The sequence below is a fragment of the Paenibacillus sp. AGC31 genome, assembly GCF_057334655.1.
Map to the genome: position 1 here is coordinate 35,850 of NZ_JBHFJH010000006.1, position 24,191 is coordinate 60,040.

Genomic DNA, 24,191 nt, shown 5'->3' on the forward strand with positions numbered 1-24,191 from the left:
CTGCCTGAAGGCACACAGACTAACCCTTCCCCATCACAATCATCCGGATCTACTTCTTTGTACCTTTAAAATGCAAAAACTCCCGTATGCCCAAGACAGGGCACCAGGAGTTGGTCTGCGGTCTATTGTTCCATTTGCTTGCCAAGGAAACCAGCAGCCGTCTCAGACATCTTCACTTCCATTTGAGACATCTTAACTGATTCGTCCTTATTGAACAGAATAACCGTTCCGATGGGGTCACCACCTGAAATAATCGGCGCAATAACAAAAGAGGATAACGTCTCGTCATGATCTTTGCTAAGCTCATAAGAACCATTGTTTGTTTCCAAAATGGTCTTTCTGTTTTCCATACAACCTTCCAACAGTTGACCCACCTGTTTGTCCAAATATTCTTTCTTGGAGCCTCCTGCCACCGTGATAATAGTATCACGGTCCGAAATCATCGTTACATGTCCTGTACTTTCATACAGGGATTCTGCATATTCTTTGGCAAAATCACCAAGTTCACCAATTGGCGAATATTTTTTAAGGATAACTTCTCCATCACGATCCACGAAAATTTCCAGTGGATCACCTTCACGAATACGTAACGTACGGCGGATTTCTTTTGGAATGACCACACGACCAAGGTCATCTATACGGCGGACAATACCAGTAGCTTTCATTTCACATGTTGCCCCACTTTCTCGAGAAGATTTTTCAACTACTGTTCCTTAATGGGTAGAGGAAAGTCCCAGAACGTTTAGTGTGATATCTTGACCATAGTATTCATCTGTTCCCATTTCCTTATACATGCTTCGGAGAATATAGTTGTGTAACTTTCGAAGAAGGCGACCATGTACCCATACGACTTGAATATATAAAAGAAGAAGCAAGAAGGAGATCCTAAGTCCTCCCCTTGCTTCTCTGTATGGTTGTCCATATTTGCGTCATACAAAGCATTCATTCGGGCAAATTTAAACCCTGAACGTATGCTAACACAGCAATTTTACCAGCTTACTTGCTGCTTGTACCTTCATCTGTAGTTGCATCTTTGTCTGTTCCAGTCGTACCTTGGTCAGTCTTGGTATCCGTACCTGTGGAGTCATCCGTTTTTGGTTCGGTTGTTTTCTCTCCTTCAGTTCCTGTACCCGTAGTGCCTTCAGTTGTGCCTTCAGTCTTACCTTCTTCAGCTTTTTCTGTTTTTGGCAGTTTAACTTCTTTTACGATTTTGTCCAATTCATTTTGCATGAACGTATCGATTTCGGCTGCAGCCAATTGGCTCTTCAAACTTTCTTTTTGTTCAGCCGTCAATTTGGCAAAGTCAGCTTCTGTACGAGCTTCCACTTTCATGACGTGGTAACCGTACTCTGTCTCTACTGGATCACTGATTTTGTTCAGTGGCAATGTTTTTGCAGCTTCCTTAAATGCCTCTACCCAGCTGCCTACAGGTGTATTTTCATACAGTCCACCCTTTTCAGCAGAACCTGGATCTTCGGAATATTTTTTTGCAATTTCAGCAAAATCAGCTCCGCCATCCAACTTGGTTTTTACTTCTTTTGCAATTTTAAGTGCATCTTCTTTTTTACGTTCTTTTTGCGTTTTTGGATCTGTGAAGTTAATCAGCACGTGACGAACGGAAGCCGTAGTGAACTGATCTTTGTTTTTCTCAAACTCAGCCTTAATGGCATCTTCCGTAACGCCTGTTTCTTTGTCTTTGATTACCGTCATGATGCGAGTCATATAATCTTTAATGTTCTGGTCAGTCAGGTTCTGAGCTTTCAGCATCTCAGTCCATTGATCTGCCTGAACAGAAGCTTTCATTTTATCAAATTGCTCGGTTGCTGTTTTGGTACCTGCTGTTTTGGCTTCTTCACTTGCTTTGCCACTCAGATATTCATAAGCAACTTCCTGTTTCACCAGATACTCTTTGAAATCATCCATATCCATCATTTGTGCATACTCCGGATAGAGGAATTTCATGACACGTTGCTCCATGTCGAATTCATTGGCTGTAATGGTACCACCATCATACGTAGCGACTACAGCACTTGTATCCGTCGATTCAGGTGCTTTTGCTTCTTCCTTCTTGCCACATGCAGCAAGCAGTGATAAGGATAGTACTGCGACCATGCTCACAGACAGTACTTTTCCTACTTTTTTATACTTTGGTAACATCCTTTAGTTCCCCCTTTGATTTAAAAGCAGTTTTCATGGACTCCAGAATTTTCTCTACCAGCTCCATCAGTTGCTTATCCCCAAGCCCCTTGCCTTTAGCGTGAATCAGCATATGGGGTCCTTGTTCAAATTGTACACGTCTTTCGAACTGATTTCCAATGTGCGCGATTTTCGAGAGTTCAAAGGCATGTTCACGCCCTTCATAGAACTTCACGGTAATGTCCTCACCACGTTGGGAAATCGACTCAATACCGTAGATCTTGCCGTATACTTTCATCCGTGCAACAGCCAGCAGGTTGATAACGGCCTCCGGAAGATCACCGAATCGGTCAACCAATTCGTCTTCCAACTCCATCGCATCGTCGAAGGATGCAATGACCGCCACTTTTTTGTAGATCTCAATCTTCTGAATGCTGTCGTAGATATAATCGGACGGCAAGTAGGCATCGATACTGAGATCCAGAGTTGTGTTCCACTGGTCTGAAAGTACCGGCTCTTCGCCAAGCATCGTAACTTTGCGTTTGTTGATCTCCTCTGCGAGCATCTGGGAATACAGATCAAACCCGACGGAAGCGATGAAACCATGCTGCTCCGCTCCTAGCAGATTTCCCGCACCACGAATCGACAAGTCACGCATGGCGATTTTGAATCCTGAACCCAGTTCGGTAAATTCTTTGATTGATTGTAGACGTTTCTCAGCAACTTCAGTAAGGACTTTATCCCGTTGGTACGTAAAATAGGCATACGCAATACGATTGGAACGACCCACACGTCCGCGCAGCTGATACAGCTGGGAGAGTCCCATTTTATCCGCATCATGTACGATCAGTGTATTTACGTTCGGAATATCTACCCCGGTCTCGATGATACTTGTGCTCACAAGCACGTCATATTCACCATCCAGGAAGTCGAGAATCGTTTTCTCCAGCTCTGTTTCCGACATCTGACCATGTCCCACACCAACTTTGGCCTCAGGCACAAGTTCAGAAATTTCGGCAGCCATCTCCTGGATTCCCTGAACACGGTTGTAGAGGTAATACACTTGCCCACCACGGGCAAGTTCACGCTCAATCGCTTCGCGGACAAGCGCCTGGCTGTGTTCAACCACATAGGTCTGTACCGGGAACCGATTCTCTGGCGGAGTCTCGATAACGGACAGATCACGCACACCCAGCATGGACATATGAAGCGTACGCGGAATCGGCGTTGCCGTCAGCGTCAGCACGTCCACATTGGTTTTCAGCTTCTTCAGTTTTTCCTTATGAGTTACTCCGAAGCGCTGTTCTTCATCAACAATGAGTAGTCCCAGATCCTTGAACACCAGATCCTGCGACAGCAATCGATGCGTCCCGATGACAATATCCACTGTGCCTGCCTTGATGCCTTTGGCTGTTTCATTCTGCTCTTTACGGGAGCGGAACCGGCTAAGCACATGAATGTTGAACGGATAACCGGAGAAGCGCTCACGGAATGTCTCAAAATGCTGCTGTGCCAAAATGGTTGTTGGAACAAGTACAGCCACTTGTTTACCTTCAATAGCTGCCTTAAATGCAGCTCGAATAGCGACCTCAGTTTTGCCGTAACCAACATCCCCACACAATAAACGATCCATTGGACGGTTTTGTTCCATGTCCTTCTTGATTTCTTCAATCGCACGTACCTGATCACGCGTCTCATCGTAAGGGAACATGTCCTCAAACTCCTGCTGCTCCGCGGAATCCTTGTCGAATCCAAACCCTTTGGAGGTCTGACGCTCTGCATACAGCTTAATCAGATCATCAGCAATATCCTGTACGGATGTGCGGACTTTATTTTTAACCCGTGTCCATTCATTGCCGCCCAGCTTGTATATTTTCGGTTCCTTCTCTTCGGAACCAACATATTTCTGAATCAGATCGATCTGCTCAATAGGTACAGACAGTTTGTCTCCACCCGCATAGAGAATATGCATGTAGTCCTTATGAATACCGCCAACCTCGAGTGTACCGATCCCCAGATACTTACCAATTCCGTGGTTCTGATGAACGACATAATCGCCAACTTTTAGCTCGCTATAGGATTTGATCCGTTCAGCATTATCTACATTCCGAATCGGTTTGCGTACTTTACGCTGTTTTTGCGAGAACATCTCGCCCTCGGTCACAACAGCCAAATGAATGGACGGCATTTCAAATCCCGTTTGCAAATTACCGATCATCATCTCTGGCTCTGGAATATCATAGTCCATTAGTACCCGGCGCATCCGCTCGAGTCGTTCATCACCGTTCGCCAGCATGAGCACTTGGACTCCAGCCTTCTGCCAGCGCTCCATCTCTGCCTTAAGTACGTTCATCTGTCCATGGAAATCCTGCATGCCACGACTGATGAAGTTCAGAATGTTCTGTGGTTGGGTGTGTGGAACTTGGCGCAAAAAGATCGACATAAACAGCGTCTGGAATGGACGCTCATACAAGAGTTCATCACCGTCTGCGGATAATGGAAGATCCGGAAGTGTTTTTCCGTTTTGCATCAAATGCAGGTTCCACTCCGATTCATCACGGTCCAGTTGTTTCGATGTCTCCGATAGTCTGGCAGGCTCATCTAGTACCAGCAGGGTATCTTCCGGCATATAGTCGTAGATCGTTTTGTTCTCCGGATAGAGCGGAGAAATATATTTGTACATTTCGGAGAAATACACGTGTTCCCGCAAAAGCTCGATCTCCCGGTGAATTTCTTCACGAAGACGCAGCTTCGCCTGCCGGTCCGTCATTTTCTCCAGCTGTTGCTCCAGCAAAAGAGCAGCCGCATCGGCAGCCTTTTCCATACGTTCACGATCTGCAATTAACTCCTTGCATGGTAAAACCGTAATTTCTTCAATCCGTTCAATCGAACGTTGATCTGCTGGATCAAATGTCCGAATGGAGTCGATCTCATCATCAAATAACTCCACCCGATATGCGATCGATGAAGTAACCGGATAGAAGTCGATGATACCTCCGCGTACACTCATCTCACCACGAGATTCCACGCGTTCCACACGCTCATATCCGAGCTTTACCATCTCCAGCAGGAAGGAGTCCAGTTGAAGTGTGTTGCCTTGTTTAATCAAAATTCGAGCATTGGCCATCACTTCCGGAAGCGGAACATAACGTCTTACCCCGGAAAAAGGAATAACAACAACGCCCCTGAATCCCTGGGCGCAGCGGACCAACACATCAATACGCTGACCCAATGTTTCCGGGCTGGAAACAGCAGCTTCAGCAGCGACAAGTTCGTTGGCAGGATAGATCAACACCTGATCAGGTGAAAGCGCTTCCTGTAAATCTTCTGCAATTTTTTGAGCTGAAAACATATTATGTGTTACTACGAGCAATGGTCGGTTCATTTCCTGATGCAGAGCAGCCAGCATAATCTGACGCGCCGAGCCGGATAGACCCGAAACCAATTGTTCCTTCATGCCGGACTTGATTCCGGCTGTAATGGACCCGAAGTCCGGATCTTTGGAAAAAGCCTGTATAAGTGCTTGTAACAAAAGGGGCACCTCTCTTATAACTTACTTGATTATCTCACGCAAACGCGTAGCATCACTATTAAAATGGATACAAATTCCTTTTTGTCCTGTTTCATCATATCGGATTACTCGCAACATTGCCACATCTGTTGATGCGGCTGAGCCTGATTTCGAGATAGCGATGGCTTTCATGCAAACTGAAAAGAAGCCTCAGCAGGCTGCCAAGGCTATAAAAGGTGGAGCGTTATTACGCAACCGCCCTCAACTGTCATTCGATCCTGTTACAGGCGATGTCTACTGAAGCGGACTCGCGAGCAGGCTAAGCTCCGGATTATGCTCCAGGGCTTCCTTACAGTAATCACATGTAATCCGAACGGTAATGTCACCACCGGAATTATACGCTATTATATCCCTCCGCTCGTCGGGGGTCAAGAAATGAAAGCCGAGCTCTACTTCCGTTATCTGGGCAGAATCGATTCGTCCAATAAAGGTACGGCAATGCCTACATACGTAATTCACTGACATGTTTATGCCTCCTGAACATGGTTTATACATCCAGTATGTCCAGTATGGCTGAATCGAACCCGTCTTTTATGATTATTTTACCAAGTATGTCTACAAAATTAACCGTTAAACTTCGCCATTGTTTGTTCGAACGTATGAGTCAAGCTATGCTCCAAGGCATCACACGTTTGCTCAATGGTCTGATCCAGGGCTTCTTTTTCTTTCTTCATGAATGTTGACAGTACATAATCAACAATGGCATGTCCTGGTTCGGGCCGGGATATTCCCATGCGTACCCGGTTAAACTGCTGTGTACCGGTATGCTGAATAATGGACTTGATTCCATTATGTCCGCCTGCACTACCTTGATAACGCAATCTGACTTTGCCAATCTCTGTATCCATGTCGTCATACACAACAATCAGATCTTCAAGACTAACTTTATAAAAATCCATATAGGCTCGAACCGATTCACCAGACAAGTTCATATAGGTCATTGGTTTGATCAGTACGGTTTTCACACCGCCAATATTGCCTTCTCCAATCAGCGCCTTACATTTATTCTGTGTAATGGAGATATTATGACGATTAGCCAACCGATCCAATGCCATAAAACCGATATTATGACGAGTTTTGGCATAGTTCGAGCCTGGATTTCCAAGTCCAACAATCCACTTCATCTTGTTCCCTCCTTCGGATTAGCCTGAGGTGAGGCATAGACTTCGAATGTTATATTTCATATAATATCAAGAAAGTAAAGATCGATTTACTGTAGTGTTCACAGTTAATATTTTATCGACCCAGGAAGGTGAGCGGGTTTTGCGCGAAGACAATGGACAACTGACTCAACATAGCGATTTTATCTATCATCTCGAATATCACGTACCTGTACAGGTATACGACCGCGACACCCATATTGAGATTGGTCTAATCACACGTTTCGATAATCAATTCGTCGAAATTGCTGACACGCTTTTTCATCGGCGTCGTTTCCGATTTATCTCCCGCCCCGGGTATTAACCATATAAGATGAACGAACCATTTTACACTGGATTACTGCGCGTGCAGAAACATCTTCCGAAGCAGCTTTCTTTCAGAAAGCTTTTAACTTCACTTCTTCAGATCTTTTCTGCCCTCTCCATTATTGTGTAAATTAGTAGTTCAAATTATATGGACTGACCAGCGTCTGTTTCACTTTTAATAAAACGGCACGCCGACAGGGGTTACATTTTCCATTGAACCGGAAAACGTAACCCCTCTACTACTTTATGCAGACATCCTTATTCAATTTCAAACAGCTTGCTGATTGATAATTCCTCATGAACCCGGATAATCGCTTCTCCGAGCAAAGGCGCTACGGACAACACTTTGAGTTTGCTTGTCGGATTAGCATGCGTAATTGGAATGGTATCCGTTACGATGACTTCCTTCAATGGTGCATTCTCCAAACGTTCCATCGCAGGTCCGGACAATACCGGGTGAGTACAGCACGCGTATACTTCTTTTACGCCGCCTTCCATCAGAGCATTCGCTCCCAGTACAATCGTTCCCGCCGTGTCAATAATGTCATCGATCAGGATGGCTGTTTTACCCTCGATGTTACCGATAATGTTCATCACTTCGCTCACATTTGGCTCAGGACGACGTTTATCGATAATCGCCAGGGGCGCATTCAGGAAATCAGCCAGTTTACGTGCGCGCACTACGCCACCGTGGTCAGGCGACACAACAACTGGATTTTCGATCTGTTTCGACCGGAAATATTGAGCCAGAATTGGCACGCCGAGCAAATGGTCAACCGGAATGTCGAAGAATCCCTGGATCTGCATTGCATGCAAGTCCATCGCGATGACACGGGTTGCACCCGCTTTTTCAATCAGGTTAGCAACCAGCTTCGCTGTAATCGGGTCACGCGAACGTGCCTTGCGATCCTGTCTTGCATAGCCATAGTAAGGAATAACGACGTTAATCGTCTTGGCAGATGCCCGTTTGAGTGCATCAATCATAACGAGCATTTCCATCAGGTTATCATTAACCGGCAAGCAAGTGGACTGCACGATATAAACGTGACAACCCCGAACACTCTCGGAGAGTTTCACTTGAATCTCGCCATCACTAAAGCTGGTTGTGTGAGATTCACCCATAGGGATCCCGATATAATCAGCAATTTGATGGGCAAGCTTGGGGTTAGAATTGCAAGTAAATATTTTTAATTTCGAATCAAAATAAGTCATAAAATAAAAACCCTCCGTGCTGGTTCATTGGAATCAATAAGCGTCTGCGACATGTCGGCACCTCCCCGATCTTCGGGAGGCAATCTTGTTATCAAAACCCCTTATTGGGGTTTGGCATTTTGTTTCTTGGCTTTGGCACGTCCGCGAATCTTCTCCGCATAACCAGGTTTATTCTCCTGACGTGGACGAGCAATGGCCAGATCATTCTCGGGAACGGAATGGGTAACGGTGGAGCCAGCAACCACATAAGCGCCTTTTCCTACCGTAATCGGTGCAATCAGATTGACGTTGCTGCCTACAAAAGCATCATCTTCAATCGTTGTCACAGCTTTATTATAACCATCATAATTGACAGTTATTGCCCCGCATCCAACATTTACGTTTTTCCCTACTTTGGCATCTCCAATATAGCTGAGATGAGATACTTTGGAACCTTCATCAATTGTAGCATTTTTCACTTCAACAAAGTCACCAATTTTTACGTTGCGACCCAGTTTAGTCCCTGGACGCAAATTAGCAAATGGACCAACCGTTGCATCAGAACCAACCTCGGCATTGGATACTACCGAATGTTTAATCGTAACTCCGTCCTGAATAACGCTGTCTTCCACATCTGCCTGAGGACCAATATGACATGCTTCACCAATGGAAGTTGTGCCTTTGAGAATCGTCCCCGGATACAAAACTGTATCTGATCCAATCGTAACATCCGCTCCGATATATGTCGATGACGGATCAATGATCGTAACACCGTTCAACATATGACGTACGGCAAGACGTTCACGCATGAAGGCTTCGGCTTGCGAAAGTGCGAGTCGGTCATTAACCCCGATGGATTCTGCGATGTCATCCGACATGTAAGCTTCAACGACTTCTCCATCATTGCGGAAAATGCCAACTACGTCTGTGAGATAATACTCTCCCTGAGCGTTCTGGTTCGTCACTTTCTCCAGGGCAGCGAACAATTTTGCATTATCGAAACAGTATGTGCCCGTGTTAATCTCATTCACAGCATCTTCCTGCTCCGTGCAATCCTTCTGTTCCACAATCCGTTGTACAGATCCATCTTCTCCGCGAATAACGCGGCCATAACCTTTGGGATTGTCCAACTGAGCCGTAAGAACTGTCGCTGCTGCTCCGCTACTCTCATGGAGCTTCATCAGACCTTCCAACGTCTCACTGGTTACAAGAGGTGTATCTCCACAGACCACAATTGTAGAGCCTGTTTCGCCGCCAAGCAAAGATTTAACCTGCTTCACTGCATGACCTGTACCCAGTTGTTCTGCCTGGAGTGCATACTCTGCTCTGGAACCCAAAAATGACTGCACCGCTTCGGCACCATGACCGACTACAACTACACTGCGTTCAACGCCTGCGCTGAGTGCTGCATCCAGCACATGTCCAACCATAGGTTTACCGCATACGGGATGCAGTACTTTGTACAATTTTGATTTCATTCGTTTCCCTTGCCCTGCGGCAAGAACGATTGCCATTCGTTTCAAAATTAACGACCTCCTGTTCTGAAAATCCCATTGAAATGCATTGCTGATCCATATCCAATGAGTATCGTTCAGCCGGCTTCAAGCCGGTCCTGTTCATCGCCTGCTGTCTCTGTAATCACACGTAACAACGCGGACACCAACGAATCGTGACCTATATGTATACGCCGTGTACCTGCGAGCTTAACCGAATCCCAATGATTCCTAAGATGCCGCCCTGCCACCAAGCGCACGATGCGCTTTTTGTTCTCTGCTATTAAACTCAATACTGAATATATCTTATTCCGGTCAAAAAGAAAAGAGAGCCATAAGACATGGCTCTCTTTTCCTTCGAACCCCAATAATGTTCTCAGGCACCTTCTTCAATGACTTCTTCCTCAGTTGCCGCACGATCGTATTCAGTCAAAACTGCTGCCTGAATCTTCTCGCGCGTACCGGAAGAGATCGGGTGGGCGATATCACGGAACTCTCCATCAGGAGTACGTTTGCTCGGCATAGCAACAAACATTCCGTTGTTACCATCAATGACACGAATGTCATGAACGACGAATTCGTTATCGATGGTAATGGATGCGATAGCCTTCATTCTCCCCTCCGAGTTAACACGGCGGAGTCTGACATCCGTAATTTGCATGTGTGTGTTCACCACCTTTTTCCATCAGAACTTGGTGTATAATTCCACACAGCATATACGAACTCCTTCTTTTTATAACCACAAAAATTTCCTAATTTCAGGAATTTTTTTATTTAATACACAATTCGACAACGTTAGTGCCAGGTCGATGGAAAAGACCTTTTAACGACATAACATTCGTCATCTTTCTACAGGTCAAAATAGTTGCCCGGCTTGACGGAAATCTGTCTGCTCTTGGCATCAACCGCTGTCAGTTTCGCCAGAGATACGTAATCTGTTAGCAGGCGTTCTTCTGAATCCACAGAACCAGATTCCACCAGTACTCCTACCCCGGCAACTGTAGCATTAAACTCGGCCAAAAGATCGATCATTCCTTGCACCGTACCCCCGGCCTTCATGAAGTCATCCACAATAAGTACTCTGGAATGCTCACGCATCGCCCTACGAGAGAGGGACATCGTATGCAGACTTTTATGGGACCCGGATACATAATTGATACTTACGGCCGATCCTTCTGTAGCCTGATGGTCCCTGCGTACGAGCACGACAGGCAGGTTGAGCTGGGCTCCGGTCGCATAAGCCAGTGGAATTCCTTTGGTTTCTACCGTCATAACCACATCAATATTCATGTTGCCAAAAGCCGTTGCAAAGATCTTGCCGGCTTCATTCATCAATGCGGGCTGTCCGAGCAGATCAGACATGTACAGGTATTCTCCAGGCAAGATCCGATCAGGCTGCGCGAGCTGGGTCGAGAGTCGCTCTGCAAAAGCCAATGCCAGCTCTCGGGACACCTTCGGAATCCATCTAACTCCCCCGGCTGCTCCAGCCAGTGTATTCAGTTCTCCTGACCCACCTTCTTCGAACACTTCCTTGATAATCGCCAAATCTTCACTAATTGAAGACTTTGCGGCTCCATAACGTTCGGCAAATGTGGTCAACGGAATAACCGTATGCGGTCTGGACAATAAGTATTGCGTCATTTCAACCAGCCTTGCGCTTCGTTTTAACTTCTTCACAGAGATCCATCCTCACGATCACGGAAACATCCAAATCCGAATAATTATTTAAGAATATACCACCTTTATACGTGTTTGTACATTATAAAAGCGAATTTTACGTCAACATACGCACAGCGTACACTTCTTTGCAGAACCCACGCAGACCATTGTATATCCGGGCAACCTTGGATTCTTTGGAGACCAGCCCAAATACCGTTGGACCGCTACCGGACATTAACACGCCGTCTGCACCCAATCGAATCATGGCATCCTTCAGATGCTGAACTTCCGGATACAGCTTCAACGTTACATCTTCAAGTACATTGCCCATCTGGTTACAGACTTCCGTGAATGATTGATTGCGAATAGCCTGCTCCATTTTAGCCGCACTCGGATGACGAACAATCTTGTCACTGCGGAACCTTCCGTACACATCGGCTGTAGACACATTGATCGGAGGTTTGGCCAGAATTACCCAGCATTGCGGCGGATTAGGAATGGGAGTTAACTTCTCACCACGGCCTGTAGCGAGTGCAGTCCCTCCTGTGATACAGAATGGAACATCCGACCCAAGTTCAGCTCCAAGCTCCTGCAGTTCGTGATCCGGTATATTCAACCGCCACAGACGGTTCAATCCACGCAGCGCTGCTGCTGCATCACTGCTGCCCCCGGCAAGTCCGGCTGCAACTGGAATCTTTTTATCCAGATGAATATGGACGCCCGTACGCACGTTATAGCGCTCCTTAATGAGTCTAGCTGCCTGGAAAGCCAGATTCTTCTCGTCGAGCGGGATATACCCCGCCTGACTGGAGATGAAAATAGTATCTCGCGGCAGCTCCGACATTTCCAGCCGATCAGCCAGATCGACCATGGTCATGATCATTTCAACTTCATGGAATCCATCGCTTCTTTTATGTAAAACGTCCAGCATCAAATTAATTTTAGCAGGCGCTTTTTCGTAAATTTTCAAGGCGTTCACCCGTCCTCACCTTTTCCCTAAGACAACTTAACATATTATATCAAAATGGGGCTGTCAAGTCATTTCTATTCCGCATCTAAGGGGAAAAAGCGGGGTAGTTCCTGATGGATTTCCCCCGCTTTTCTGTCAGCTTGAACCAGATTAAGATTTGCGGGCAGCCTGCTCAGCGAGTTGAATGGCTCTTTTCACCATGTTTCCTGCATCCTTGGCTTTGATTCCACCCCAGCCTTCCTGTTGGACCGTATCGTAGAAGCCCAGGTCTTTCGCAAGTTCATTCTTCAGATCCTCTGACATGACACTTCTTCTTCTGCGACTCATGAAACCATCCTCCTCCAAAGTATCCTTCATAATGTGATGAGTTCGTTCACGTTTTGGACATCTTGCCATCAGGCCAAATTCAGTTTCCCTGCATTGCTTCAGAAACTGACTCTTTACCTGTCCATATAGTATGCCGCGACCGTTCCTTGCTCATTCCTGAGTATGTATGGGTTACGTTAGAGGGCGAATTGATGTTTAAAAAACAAAAAAGCGATCCGCCTTGTGGGGCGAATCGCCTGTAAATCGATACTTACGTCTCCATATAGGAGCTATGCGTCTGGCTGCCCGGGTCATAAACCATGACTTCCACCGACTCCGTAAGTATATCCGCATAACTATAAGAAACTCGCTTGAAGGTTTCTTGCTCCTCATCAAGCTTAACAATAAAAACAGAAGGGTACGTTTCTTCCAATACACCCGTACGCTCAATGGTCTTACGGCGGCCACCATTAGCCCGCAACATAATTTTCTGACCAATATGTGCATCGAGATTGCGTTTGATATCCAACAGCGTGTTTTTAGCCATTGTCGACGACCACCTCTTTTCTTGTCCATTATACCGGTTTTTACAGTCATTGTCAAATCAAAGCTAATTATTATATCAGCATCAAAAAGTTGTTGTCAATGAATTTTTTTGCAAACAAAAAAAGCCCCAAATTGGGACTTTAAATGGCCTACATCAGACTGCCGAGGGGTTCACTTTTAGCGTAGATAAATCATTCAGCCCAGGCAGACCTACCCGGTAACTCCCCCGTGTCTCGACACCACCCACACCCTGGCTGCCACTGATGGTATTGTGCAGAACATCACTCATGTTGACCGTATCCCGCACAGAGGTAAAGGAGGCCTTGGCAGCCACATAGACCGGATCAAGTGCATGAATGAGAATTCTGCCTGGAGAACTGGCAAAGTTCGCTCCAGCGCGCAGCAGTGCCTCAAAATGGGACTGACAGGCCCCTGCCACAATAGTCAGTGCATCCAGATGGCGTTCATATTGTCTGGCCACCTGAATGGCCGACACAAAATTTTGCGAATTCTTGTAGCTACCAAGACTATATAAGTCATAGGGCTGACGTGTCTTTAGGACCCCATCATGACCCGTAATGACCACGATATCCGGACGTACTTTGGGTAATAAACGGTATAGGGTATCTGCCATTGCCGATTCATGGACATATTGTCCCTCTGCGGGCACACGAAGTTGCTCATAGAGATCCATACTTTTTTTCAAATAGTTCGGATCTCCATCCAGATGAAGCACCTTTCCAGGCATCTCAAAATAAGCCGGTTCCTGCTGAGCAGACCAATCCTGTACCAGACCTTCCCGATTCCGCTCAGCCTGTTCCATACGATTCTGCTGCAGACGGGACAGGGTCTGATGTGCTTTAATATGCGCCTGTCTAGTCTTGGCGCTTTGTGGTTCGTAAGGAACCTGTATCAAATCGTCCACCGGGGAATCGGCAATCAGCCGGAACTCAGTCCCTTTAATGACCGCAGCATCCAACTGGAGGCCTTCCACCCGAAAAGTCACATCGCCGCCGTATGACTTCCGAACGACCAAGTCTCCGATATTCATCAACGTAATCACCTCTACCCCATCGTATGGGCAGAGACCCGGTTTGGTTCATTCAAATTTTACAGTGCTGCACGTACTCCTGCTTCCCACATTACGGTGCTGAGTGTGGCATACTCTTGCAGACTCAACGTCTCTCCACGTCGGGACGGTTGAATACCTGCCTGCTCCAGCAGAATGTCTGCCTGTTCCCGGTTCTCCTTTGTGAAGAAACGTGCCTTCAAGTTGTTTGAGATTGTTTTTCTCCGTTGGGCAAAAGAAGCCTGTACCACTTCGAAGTAGTGTGCTTCATCCGGAATCTCCACTGGTGGTTTCTCACGCACTTTCAGCTTAATGACAGCTGATTCCACATTAGGTTGCGGAATGAAGACTGTAGGCGGCACAATACACACAAGCTCCGGCATACTGTAGTACTGAACTGCGATGCTCAGACTGCCGTAGTCTTTTGATCCTGGTGCAGCAGCCATGCGTTCAGCCACTTCTTTTTGGATCATGACAACAATACTGTCTACCGGCAGCTTCTCTTCCAACAGTTTCATCATAATTGGAGTCGTTACATAATAAGGCAGGTTAGCCACGACACTGACTTTGTCCACGGATGCAAAATCCGTATTAAACAACTCAGCCAGATCAAGCTTCAACACATCCCCATGATGAACACGTACATTCGAATAAGGCTGCATCACTTCTCCCAGGATTGGGATCAAGCGCTGATCAATCTCTACGGCTGTGACAGGACCTGCTACCCGAGCCAGTCGCTCCGTAAGGGCTCCAATACCCGGCCCGATCTCTAACGCGCCCTTGGACTCGTCCAAATCGGCTGCATTAACAATTTTGTTCAGTATATTTTGATCGATCAGAAAGTTCTGACCCAGACTTTTCTTGAATGAGAATCCGTGTCTTTGAATAATCTCTTTGGTTCGCTTGGGCGTTGCAATTTCTATCGTCTCTTCCATATCCTTCATATGCTCACATTCCTTCACGTTCAATTTGCGCTAATGCTGTAGAGAACTCTTCCCGTGTAATCTGAAATACACTGAGACGTTTGTGGAACTGCTTACCGTTACAATAACCGATGCCCAGCAGATTGCCCATCTCCATGCGACGTGCAGCAGCCTGCGGATGCACGATAAGTCCTGCCGCGATCAGGTCCTCCCAATCGATCAGGCTCGGAGCACCTTCGTATGAAGTATGTACGCGCGCCAGAGCATGACGGATCGCTTCAGGTGAGGCATTCTCCACCCCAATGTCCCCTTTACGCGTTGCATCGGCTTCCGGAATGAAGGCATGTTTGCAGCCAGGCACCTTATTCGCAATAATTTTACGAATGCGTTCGCCAGCATGATCCGGATCTGTCAGTACAATGACTCCCCGTCTCTCCTGAGCAAGCGCAATCCGCTTCAGAATGCGTTGGTTGATTGCTGATCCACCTGTTTCTATTGTATCGGCTTCAACGGCCCGACGGATAGCTACCGTATCGTCACGGCCTTCCACCACAATGACTTCTTTTATCATGTTCCATTTCTTCCTTTCTAACGCAAAAAGAAGAGGAATATCCTCTTCTCTGCCAAACGGCGGGGAGACTGAATTCAGACTCCTCCGCCGCATATTCCGCATGAATCATTCATGCAACTATTTTATAGCATTCCCATTTCAAAGTAAAACGATTTTAGTTCGCTTCCGGCTTCACCGGACCGATCACGTAGACCGTCTTGCCTTTCTTACGTCCAAAATTCAGGGCATGCTTCACACTGTCATAATATACATCAATTTTGTTGCCTTTAATGGCACCGCCTGTATCTTCCGCACGACGGAATCCCAGACCTTCGATATATACCCACCAGCCAATTGGAATGACTTTGGGATCAACCGCAATGGTGCGACCTTCCGTTACACGAGTACCGGAAGCTGTTTTAGTACCAATGCCAGGCTCTTCGGAAGAGTAGGCAGTCATGGATACATTTTTAAGTACTTTGGAGTATTTAAAAGAAGTCCCGGATACAGTAATCACTTTGCTGCCCGAGGCAGATGTTTTCTTCGAGTTCGTTGTTGTAGCCTTTTTGGTTGTTGAAGTTTGAGCCGATACAGTCTGAATCTCAGGTTCTTTCACGACCGGTTTTGCTTTGGTGCCGACAGCGATCACTTTATCTACACGATTATTCGCGACAGATTTGCCGACCATTTTTTTGGAGACCAATTCTCCATCCTGAAATACCTTTTCGATATGCTGTACAAGTGTGCCTTCTTTGCCGTTTACAACGACACGGTTATCCCCTTTGTACAAGCTAGGGTCAGCCGTTTTAATAACTTTGTAAGCGATCGGTTGCTCTACTTCCACTGTACGCTTTGTTACGCGCACTACACGGATCTTCATCTCCGCTTTGATCGCAGTTCCGAGCGCCGGATACACTTTATCATTACTTTCAACTTGAATACCTGATTTTTGAATTGCATCTTCCACCGATGAATCGGTTGTATACAGAGTCTTGGTGTCTCCGTCTGCCGTAATGTTAACTGGAACGGCCCGCTCAATAACGATTCGGTCTCCATCTGTAATCGCCCCATTCATGGACATGGATACCTTATCGTGAGGGCTGACTGTGATCGACTGCTCCTCCAGCATTTCCTGAAGCATTCCTGTACGAGTCTCTACCACCTGAGCTTTGCCATCAATAACCAGCGAAATTTGTTTCCCGGCCTGACCGTAAACGACTAACAAGATCATGATTGTAAGCGCAATTGAGAAAATCGCGATCAATGCCATTTGACGCATGTTCTCATGCTTCCACCGCAACGCGAAAGACTTACTGGATGATCGTGACTCATGGGTCTCTTCTGGTTGGAATGTGCCCACTTCTCCGTCCTCCTTCATAGCCTCGCCGTCTAAAGTAATGCATGATGTCTTTGACGTGACTATACCAAATTTTCTACAGAACACAGATTGGACCAACATAATCCGGTTCTGCACCATGAATCAATCTTCGCAACATGATGTCATCCTCCTGAATACCTACCGTATGATGACAATATTTCTTTTATTCAAAAACAAAAAAGCCAAAGAAAGAGTGTAAGAGGAACTCTTTCGTGGCTTCCGAATGATTTTGAATATCGGAAATTCATGCACGAGGTTACCTCTCTTTTTCCGCTTGCGAGGTTAGCTGTCGGGTTCGGGCGAAAGAGAGCCGCCCTATCTTGGGTCACCCGCTCATGGCGGACGCCCTTGAATTCACCCCGAGACCCAAAGAAGAAATCAAATACGGCTTCGCAGTTCCCTTCGCTGCTTTTGGGTCAGCGAACGTTGCGCATCGGCCAAATACACCGATGTTTAAGCCCTATTGGTTCCCCCGCTCTCCGTTAACGGAGACTCAGCGAGACTGATTCATGAAAGTAATGTTGTTTCATCGGAAAGTGTCCCTTTGTTCATCCCCCGAACATCTGTCCAATTTTCCGCACAACAATTCACTGAAAAGATGATATCCTGTTTTGATGCATGTTGTAAAGCGTTGATCAAGTACGTTTTTCTGAATATTTGGTTAAAATATTGTAATATTCTTGATTTATTTGGATCAAAGGGCAAATTAACTCCGCTTACCTGCCTTTTTCACCTCATTTACTCGTTTTTTTAACGAATTCCAAATCGTTCCATGGCATTTTTGGTTGTTATTGCAGCAATTTCCTCCACCGAAATGCCTTTAATTTCCGCAGCTGCCTCTGCAACCAGACGTACATGCGCTGTCTCATTTCGCTTCCCACGATAAGGGTGAGGTGTCAAATATGGAGCATCTGTTTCAATGAAAAACCGGTCCATAGGAACCTTCTCCAGCACCTCTTTGGGCTGCTTTGCATTTTTGAATGTGATTGGTCCTCCGAAGGAGAGATGGAAGCCCATATCGAGACAACTTTTTGCTGTTTCCCAGCTGCCCGAGAACGAGTGCATCACACCACCAACCTCACCCGCTTTCTCTTCACGCAAAATTCTTATGATATCCTCATGTGCATCCCGATTATGGATGACAATCGGCATCTTCACTTCACGCGCCAAAGCAATTTGTTGTCGTAATACGCGATGCTGTATTTCCTTTGGTGAAGTGTCCCAGTGATAATCCAATCCAATCTCACCAATCGCAACCACTTTTTCATGCTTGCATAAAGATGCAATCCACTCCAAATCGCCCTCCTGCATTGTGATCGCATCTACGGGATGCCACCCTACAGCTGCATATATAAAATCATATGTTTCAGCGAGTTTCATTGTGGTTGGAATCGTCTCCCGGTTAAAGCCAATGTTGATCATGCGACCAACTCCTGCATCCACAGCACGCTGAATCATGTCCTCGCGGTCCTCGTCGAATTGTGGTGCATCCAGATGTGTATGTGTGTCGAACAGCATCATGTCTGTATCTCCCTTCATGTCGAAATAACGACTATCTTCTTTTGTAAATTTAATTTGTAAATTCCAATAATTTAATGACTCGTACATAAAACATTTTGGGTAATCTGTGTATTACATCATCACGTTTGTTTCTTCACAACTACAATATATAGAAGAGATACGGATATTCTGATCTATATATTGCTAATTGCGCTCATTTTGCCTGCTTGCATTTACAAAATTATGTCGATCTACATATACTCCCCATTAAAGCAGATTACTGTATCATGAAAAATAGCTCTTTTAGAAAGTGTTTTGATATCAAAATTCTTCATCGGATTATACCCACACGATTACAAGAAATAGGGGCGTATATGTGACGGTAATTCGTGAATAATCGCATCCACCTTGTTTTGCGGGTAATACAAATGATGTTTCCCTCGGTGAAGCCCACTGATGGAACGGACAATGTCAGATACTTCTGACAACTCACGTAAATTGTCCTGTCGATCCAGAAGAAGAATCTGCTTATCTGTGGATTCATCCGGACGAAACACATCATACGGATTATCCGAAGGAAAATCAATTTCAAGATCATATTCGGGATCGAGGCCAGCCTGTACAAAAGCTTCCCGAATCTCTTCCATCATTGTCAAGTCGACCTGTTCAAGCTCTACATACTTATATAACTTGCGATCCATAAAACGTTCGCATAACTCACTCAGAACAGTATCGTCCTCCTTGCGCCACTGCGTAAATGCCGTCTGAATTAATGCTTCATCCAACTGCAAATATTCATCTACGGATAATTCCCCTTCAAATAGTTGAGGGAGTGGATCAATCATGAAGCGGAATTGAAAACCATGTTGTATGAGTGTTTTCGCTCGCTTGAATATTTGCCGCAATATAATTTCAGAACTACGAGTTACCGGATGGAAGTAAATCTGCCAATACATCTGATACCGAGACATTAGGTAATCCTCCACAGCATGCATGCCTGACTCCTTGACTACAATCCGCCCATGATAAGGACGCAGCATCCGAAGGATACGATCAAGGTCAATCGTGCCGTAATTTACACCTGTAAAATAGGCATCCCTGAGCAAATAATCCATTCGGTCTGCATCAAGCGGACTGGTCACCAAGTTCACAACAATCGGCTTTTCATACGTTTTTTGAATGACAGATGCTACTTTCTCAGGAAAATCAGGAGCATACCGTCTTAAGATCGCCCCTACTTCGGTATCACCTGTAATGATGCGACAAGTCCAATCTTCGTGATTCATGTCAAAAGCTTCCTCGATGGAGTGAGAGAATGGCCCATGCCCGAGATCATGAAGCAGAGCTGCACACAGAGCTACAATCTTTTCTTCCTTCGGCCAATCCGAATAATGACTTCTTTCAAATTGAGAGATGATCTTGCGTGTGATCTCATAAACACCTAGTGAATGTGAGAACCGACTATGCTCTGCTCCGTGAAAGGTAAGGTAAGAAGTACCCAGCTGACGAATCCGGCGTAAACGCTGAAATTCCGGGGTGTTAATTAACTGCCATATAACCGGATCTTGCACGTGGATATAATTATGTACCGGATCTTTGAATACTTTCTCTTCCGTTAAACGTTGTTCCATGTCGACTCACTCCTTTAATTTCTTTTATATTAACGCTTTGAGCTCTACGATTCACCTAGGATTCGACACGACATGACGAACTTTGTCGAATGAAGTAGTTTTGTCGTTTTCCAAATCGACAAAGCTGACATTGAGGTTTAAATGCGAAAAACAGCTTCCAATCCCTTACCACCCGTAACCTTGTGAAAAACAGCCTTAATTTTAAGCTAATTTTAAGGTTGACTGATTTGGGAATCGTTGGTATGATGAGTATCATAAAACATAAAATAATGTCGAATAATGACAATGATAGTTAGCTGAGAGGAGCACTGATTATAATGATGAAATCAACAGGTATTGTAAGAAAAGTGGACGAACTGGGACGGGTAGTTATTCCAATTGAATTGCGCCGTACGCTCGGTATTGGTGAAAAAGATGCTCTGGAAATCTACGTTGACGGCGAGCGCATCATGTTGAAAAAATACGAGCCTGCTTGTATCTTCTGTGGTAATGCAGAGAACGTTACTTACTTCAAAGGTAAAATTGTTTGTAACGAATGTATTTCCGAAATCCCTGCACCTGTAGCAAAATAAAAAATACAGGTATACTGGACTTATCTAAATTGTTATTTCTAACCTTTTTAATATTCCTTAATGACCTTCCCGGTGTGAACCCCACCGAGGAAGGTATTTTTTTGCCTTGTTATGGGTTCCATTATCCAAAATAATTCTGTCACACGAGAACCGGAAGAAACGATGAAATTTTTTTGAGTCACTCTGCTCTTTTTAATATTCCACTAAGGTTGGTTATAAGCTTCTTTTCAGGTTATGTTCCCCACAACAGAAGATATTTGGTTAGATTACTGCTCAATTAATGCATTATATACATCACGCTTCGTCAGACCGCGATCAGTAGCCGTTTTTTTCATTGCATCTTTGCGGTTATGTCCTTCATCCTCATAATGGCTGACATGATCCGCGAGTGACATGAGCTGCCACCATGCTTCGCGCTCAGCCTTACGCTCCTCTTCCTTAATGCCTTCTACCAGCAAACAGTACTCGCCAAGAGGCGGATGTTCTTCAAGCCAGTCTATACATTCCTTCACGGTGCCCCTTGCGAATTCCTCATGACGCTTGGTTAGTTCACGAGCCAGGACAATCGAACGATCACCCAGAATCTCTTCGAGGTGGACTAATGTTTTCCGAATACGGTGAGGCGATTCATAGAATAACAAAGTCCCGTTGGATTCGTCAAAAGCCTCCAGCACTTTTCGCATGTCCTTTTTCTCCCGCGGCAAAAAACCGCCGAATGTAAAACGCTCCGTCGGTAATCCGGACACGATCAGAGCAGACAACGCAGCGTTGGGTCCAGGGATGGGAATGACCGTTATTCCGGCCTCCAGTGCAAGCTGTACAAGGTCAGAACCAGGGTCCGAAATGGCTGGCAAACCGGCATCACTGACGAGTGCCAAATTTTTTCCTTCTATTATATAGCGTATCAGTTCAGGTCCACTCGCCCCCTTATTATGCTCATGATAACTAAACAGCATCGAAGGTGTAATTTCAAAATGCGTAAGCAGCTTTCGGGTCTGGCGTGTATCTTCTGCTGCAATGATGTCGCAACTCTGCAATGTCTTGATCGCCCGGAAGGTCATGTCCTCCAGATTACCAATGGGTGTTCCAACCAGATATAGCTTGCCTGATCCTTCAGGCTGCTCCGCATAGCTTTTTTGAATATGCAAAGTCATCTAAAGCCCTCCTTTCGTAGTACGCTCAGCATGTTGCTGACCATAGTAAATATCCATAATCTCTTCGCAGTATGTCCCCTCTTCATTGTAGACAATGAGTGGAGGAAGCATCCTAACTTCGGGTTTACCATCTTTCATTCCTTCAATTAATACCATGTTGGCTTCCAAATGAGCACGGGGATGCACCATCCGAATCCGTTTGGGTTCCAGCTTATATTCGCGCATGAGCGAGATAATCTCTGCAAGGCGTTGTGGACGATGAACCATCGATACTTTTCCGCCATTACGAACAAGTCGACTGCAAGCCTGAATTACTTCTTCCAGCGTACATCCGATCTCATGACGTGCCATGGCCTGATGTGTGTTCATTTTAAGATCACTGCCATTCAAAGGCATGTATGGAGGATTAACCGTTATTGCATCGTATACAGCATGTCCTGTTTCTTTCACCAATTCTCGCAAATCACCTTCACGAATCATAATCGACTCGTCCAGTTCATTCAATTGCACACTTCGACGCGCCATATCAGCCAAACGTGGCTGAATCTCGACCCCTTCCAGATTGGCCTGCGTACGCGTTGTAAGCAAAATGGGAACCACCCCGTTACCCGTACACAAATCAAGTACACGCCCCCGTTTAGGTACGGAAGCAAATCGGGCTAATAATACGGCATCCATCGAAAAACTAAACACTTCATCACTTTGAATGATTCTCAGATCATGAGAGAGCAGATCATCAATCCGCTCTGACTCATGTAACACAACTTCATTTGCTTTCATATGTTACGCTCATCCTCCGGTACTCTGTATCTCATGTTCGTTTAGTTTAGGTTTATAACCTTGAAAAAAAACCGTAGGGGATCCCTACGGTCACTTCATTTATTCAAAAAAGACAGGCAGAACAGACAATCGCCTTCCGTCCGCAAATGTCCATAATAGACGTTGCAGATATGGAAGCCTTCGTGATACAACCGAGCCAGATTATCATACCCTTCACCCACAACATCCTCGCCTGTAGCCGGACCTGCTGGCCTCGCTACAGGAGCGAGTGCTGAGGAGATTGGCAGATCTGCCGGAGCCTCACGTTTGAGCAGTTTGCGTAACTGCTCATTCTCGATGGTAAGCCGCTGATTATCCTCAAGCAGCTCCTTCACAATCATTTTTAACTCTCCTAAATCACCGTGCAACTGACCCAGTTGGGTTTCCATTTCATGAATGTGCGTAAACAGATTTTTCTTTTCCAAGTTTCCACCCCGAAGCAACCTTTATGGTTTACTTGATAACGACGTCATCCAGCGGAAGTTCTTTGACTTTACTGATGTCGAACAGTTGAACATGGACTGTGCGGCTACCGGCATTAATTCCGACAACTTTTCCTTCACCCAATGAGGTGACGACCAATTTGCCTACAGCTGGCAGTTCTTCTCTCACACTTTCATAGTTATCATGCTCAAATTTCAGACAGCACATGAGTCTTCCGCACAACCCTGAAATTTTCGTCGGATTCAGTGACAGGCTCTGATCTTTAGCCATCTTGATTGATACCGGCTCAAAGTCTCCCAGCCAGGAAGAACAACACAACACACGGCCGCAAGGTCCGATTCCGCCAAGCATCTTCGCTTCATCACGTACACCAATCTGTCTCAGCTCGATTCGTGTCCGGAATATGCTTGCCAGATCCTTGACCAGCTCCCGGAAATCAACTCTTCCTTCAGCTGTAAAATAAAATATAATTTTATTGCGATCAAACGTAAATTCCACATCGACCAGCTTCATTTTGAGGCCATGGTCTTTGATTTTATTTAAACAAGTACCGAATGCTTCTTTGGCTGCACGCTTGTTCTCATCAACCACACGAGCATCTGTCTCGCCCGCAACGCGGATGACTTTCTTCAGCGGCAACACCACATCGGACTCGCCCACTTCCTTCTTACCTACGACAACCTTACCGTACTCAACCCCCCGCGCTGTCTCCACGATAACGCAGTTTTCTTTCTCAATGGGAAGGTCCAGGGGATCGAAGTAATAAATTTTGCCCGCTTTTTTGAAACGGACACCCACTACACTGTACAAAAA

25 protein-coding genes and 1 riboswitch are annotated in these 24,191 nt (G+C 45.7%); of the genes, 2 read left to right on the top strand and 23 right to left on the bottom strand.

Annotated elements, in window-relative coordinates; genetic code table 11:
- Positions 1 to 122 precede the first annotated feature (122 nt).
- From spoVT to pth, 5 genes are all read right to left on the bottom strand, one after another.
- On the bottom strand, positions 123 to 665 hold the full coding sequence (gene spoVT, locus ACE04G_RS05165) for a stage V sporulation protein T (RefSeq protein ID WP_036606123.1): 543 nt from the start codon (positions 663 to 665) through the stop codon (positions 123 to 125).
- 331 nt (positions 666 to 996) lie between these two features.
- Positions 997 to 2,157 carry a peptidylprolyl isomerase gene (locus tag ACE04G_RS05170; RefSeq protein WP_221825827.1) on the bottom strand — a complete coding sequence of 387 codons (1,161 nt, stop codon included), beginning with the start codon at positions 2,155 to 2,157 and terminating at the stop codon, positions 997 to 999.
- A complete protein-coding gene (gene mfd / locus ACE04G_RS05175) occupies positions 2,141 to 5,668 on the bottom strand; it encodes a transcription-repair coupling factor (RefSeq protein WP_221825829.1) in 3,528 nt (1,175 codons plus the stop codon). Before mfd ends, ACE04G_RS05170 begins: the two co-directional genes overlap by 17 nt.
- Positions 5,669 to 5,941: 273 nt before the next feature.
- On the bottom strand, positions 5,942 to 6,172 hold the full coding sequence (gene fin, locus ACE04G_RS05180) for an anti-sigma-F factor Fin (RefSeq protein ID WP_210110415.1): 231 nt from the start codon (positions 6,170 to 6,172) through the stop codon (positions 5,942 to 5,944).
- Positions 6,173 to 6,270: 98 nt separating this feature from the next.
- Positions 6,271 to 6,831, bottom strand: coding sequence for an aminoacyl-tRNA hydrolase (gene pth / locus ACE04G_RS05185; RefSeq protein ID WP_221825843.1), 561 nt, complete (start codon positions 6,829 to 6,831; stop codon positions 6,271 to 6,273).
- Between the two features lie 139 nt (positions 6,832 to 6,970).
- On the opposite strand from pth, the gene ACE04G_RS05190 reads away from it, so the two are divergent.
- The gene (locus ACE04G_RS05190) at positions 6,971 to 7,171 is read left to right on the top strand and encodes a hypothetical protein (RefSeq protein WP_024633712.1); all 201 of its coding nucleotides are present in this window, start codon (positions 6,971 to 6,973) and stop codon (positions 7,169 to 7,171) included.
- A gap of 260 nt (positions 7,172 to 7,431) precedes the next feature.
- Here ACE04G_RS05190 and ACE04G_RS05195 read toward each other — a convergent pair whose 3' ends face one another.
- From ACE04G_RS05195 to ACE04G_RS05260, 14 genes are all read right to left on the bottom strand, one after another.
- Positions 7,432 to 8,385: a ribose-phosphate diphosphokinase gene (locus tag ACE04G_RS05195; protein WP_017691370.1), complete on the bottom strand. Its 954-nt coding sequence runs from the start codon at positions 8,383 to 8,385 to the stop codon at positions 7,432 to 7,434.
- A 101-nt stretch (positions 8,386 to 8,486) separates the two neighbouring features.
- Entirely contained in the window at positions 8,487 to 9,878 is a 1,392-nt protein-coding gene (glmU, locus tag ACE04G_RS05200; RefSeq protein ID WP_260633062.1) for a bifunctional UDP-N-acetylglucosamine diphosphorylase/glucosamine-1-phosphate N-acetyltransferase GlmU, read from the bottom strand.
- A 77-nt stretch (positions 9,879 to 9,955) separates the two neighbouring features.
- On the bottom strand, positions 9,956 to 10,150 hold the full coding sequence (locus tag ACE04G_RS05205) for a hypothetical protein (protein ID WP_221825846.1): 195 nt from the start codon (positions 10,148 to 10,150) through the stop codon (positions 9,956 to 9,958).
- 83 nt (positions 10,151 to 10,233) lie between these two features.
- On the bottom strand, positions 10,234 to 10,518 hold the full coding sequence (gene spoVG / locus ACE04G_RS05210; RefSeq protein WP_017691372.1) for a septation regulator SpoVG: 285 nt from the start codon (positions 10,516 to 10,518) through the stop codon (positions 10,234 to 10,236).
- A 188-nt stretch (positions 10,519 to 10,706) separates the two neighbouring features.
- Positions 10,707 to 11,534: a pur operon repressor gene (purR, locus tag ACE04G_RS05215; RefSeq protein WP_076216765.1), complete on the bottom strand. Its 828-nt coding sequence runs from the start codon at positions 11,532 to 11,534 to the stop codon at positions 10,707 to 10,709.
- 97 nt (positions 11,535 to 11,631) lie between these two features.
- A complete protein-coding gene (gene ispE, locus ACE04G_RS05220) occupies positions 11,632 to 12,486 on the bottom strand; it encodes a 4-(cytidine 5'-diphospho)-2-C-methyl-D-erythritol kinase (protein ID WP_036606140.1) in 855 nt (284 codons plus the stop codon).
- Between the two features lie 150 nt (positions 12,487 to 12,636).
- Complete coding sequence (locus ACE04G_RS05225; protein ID WP_017691375.1) at positions 12,637 to 12,813, bottom strand: small, acid-soluble spore protein, alpha/beta type; 177 nt, start codon at positions 12,811 to 12,813, stop codon at positions 12,637 to 12,639.
- A 250-nt stretch (positions 12,814 to 13,063) separates the two neighbouring features.
- Complete coding sequence (veg, locus tag ACE04G_RS05230) at positions 13,064 to 13,339, bottom strand: biofilm formation stimulator Veg (RefSeq protein WP_017691376.1); 276 nt, start codon at positions 13,337 to 13,339, stop codon at positions 13,064 to 13,066.
- A 153-nt stretch (positions 13,340 to 13,492) separates the two neighbouring features.
- Positions 13,493 to 14,389, bottom strand: coding sequence for a sporulation peptidase YabG (yabG, locus tag ACE04G_RS05235; protein ID WP_017691377.1), 897 nt, complete (start codon positions 14,387 to 14,389; stop codon positions 13,493 to 13,495).
- Between the two features lie 59 nt (positions 14,390 to 14,448).
- Complete coding sequence (gene rsmA, locus ACE04G_RS05240) at positions 14,449 to 15,351, bottom strand: 16S rRNA (adenine(1518)-N(6)/adenine(1519)-N(6))-dimethyltransferase RsmA (protein ID WP_307415471.1); 903 nt, start codon at positions 15,349 to 15,351, stop codon at positions 14,449 to 14,451.
- 4 nt (positions 15,352 to 15,355) lie between these two features.
- The gene (gene rnmV / locus ACE04G_RS05245) at positions 15,356 to 15,901 is read right to left on the bottom strand and encodes a ribonuclease M5 (RefSeq protein ID WP_076216767.1); all 546 of its coding nucleotides are present in this window, start codon (positions 15,899 to 15,901) and stop codon (positions 15,356 to 15,358) included.
- A gap of 154 nt (positions 15,902 to 16,055) precedes the next feature.
- Entirely contained in the window at positions 16,056 to 17,240 is a 1,185-nt protein-coding gene (locus ACE04G_RS05250; protein ID WP_339180974.1) for a resuscitation-promoting factor, read from the bottom strand.
- Between the two features lie 273 nt (positions 17,241 to 17,513).
- A riboswitch (cyclic di-AMP (ydaO/yuaA leader) is annotated at positions 17,514 to 17,767 on the bottom strand.
- Between the two features lie 241 nt (positions 17,768 to 18,008).
- A complete protein-coding gene (locus ACE04G_RS05255) occupies positions 18,009 to 18,779 on the bottom strand; it encodes a TatD family hydrolase (protein ID WP_237178565.1) in 771 nt (256 codons plus the stop codon).
- A gap of 332 nt (positions 18,780 to 19,111) precedes the next feature.
- Positions 19,112 to 20,389 carry an HD domain-containing protein gene (locus tag ACE04G_RS05260; protein ID WP_237178564.1) on the bottom strand — a complete coding sequence of 426 codons (1,278 nt, stop codon included), beginning with the start codon at positions 20,387 to 20,389 and terminating at the stop codon, positions 19,112 to 19,114.
- 317 nt (positions 20,390 to 20,706) lie between these two features.
- Between ACE04G_RS05260 and ACE04G_RS05265 the strand changes: the two genes are divergently transcribed.
- Positions 20,707 to 20,961 (top strand): AbrB/MazE/SpoVT family DNA-binding domain-containing protein, encoded by a 255-nt coding sequence (locus tag ACE04G_RS05265; RefSeq protein ID WP_017691383.1) that lies wholly within the window; start codon positions 20,707 to 20,709, stop codon positions 20,959 to 20,961.
- A 266-nt stretch (positions 20,962 to 21,227) separates the two neighbouring features.
- On the opposite strand, the gene rsmI is transcribed toward ACE04G_RS05265, so the two are convergent.
- The 4 genes from rsmI to ACE04G_RS05285 form a co-directional block, all read right to left on the bottom strand.
- Positions 21,228 to 22,115 carry a 16S rRNA (cytidine(1402)-2'-O)-methyltransferase gene (gene rsmI, locus ACE04G_RS05270; RefSeq protein WP_221825848.1) on the bottom strand — a complete coding sequence of 296 codons (888 nt, stop codon included), beginning with the start codon at positions 22,113 to 22,115 and terminating at the stop codon, positions 21,228 to 21,230.
- Complete coding sequence (locus tag ACE04G_RS05275) at positions 22,116 to 22,895, bottom strand: tRNA1(Val) (adenine(37)-N6)-methyltransferase (protein ID WP_221825857.1); 780 nt, start codon at positions 22,893 to 22,895, stop codon at positions 22,116 to 22,118.
- Positions 22,896 to 22,990: 95 nt separating this feature from the next.
- Entirely contained in the window at positions 22,991 to 23,359 is a 369-nt protein-coding gene (gene yabA / locus ACE04G_RS05280; RefSeq protein ID WP_017691386.1) for a DNA replication initiation control protein YabA, read from the bottom strand.
- Positions 23,360 to 23,387: 28 nt separating this feature from the next.
- A complete protein-coding gene (locus ACE04G_RS05285; RefSeq protein ID WP_053778939.1) occupies positions 23,388 to 24,188 on the bottom strand; it encodes a PSP1 domain-containing protein in 801 nt (266 codons plus the stop codon).
- Positions 24,189 to 24,191 lie beyond the last annotated feature (3 nt).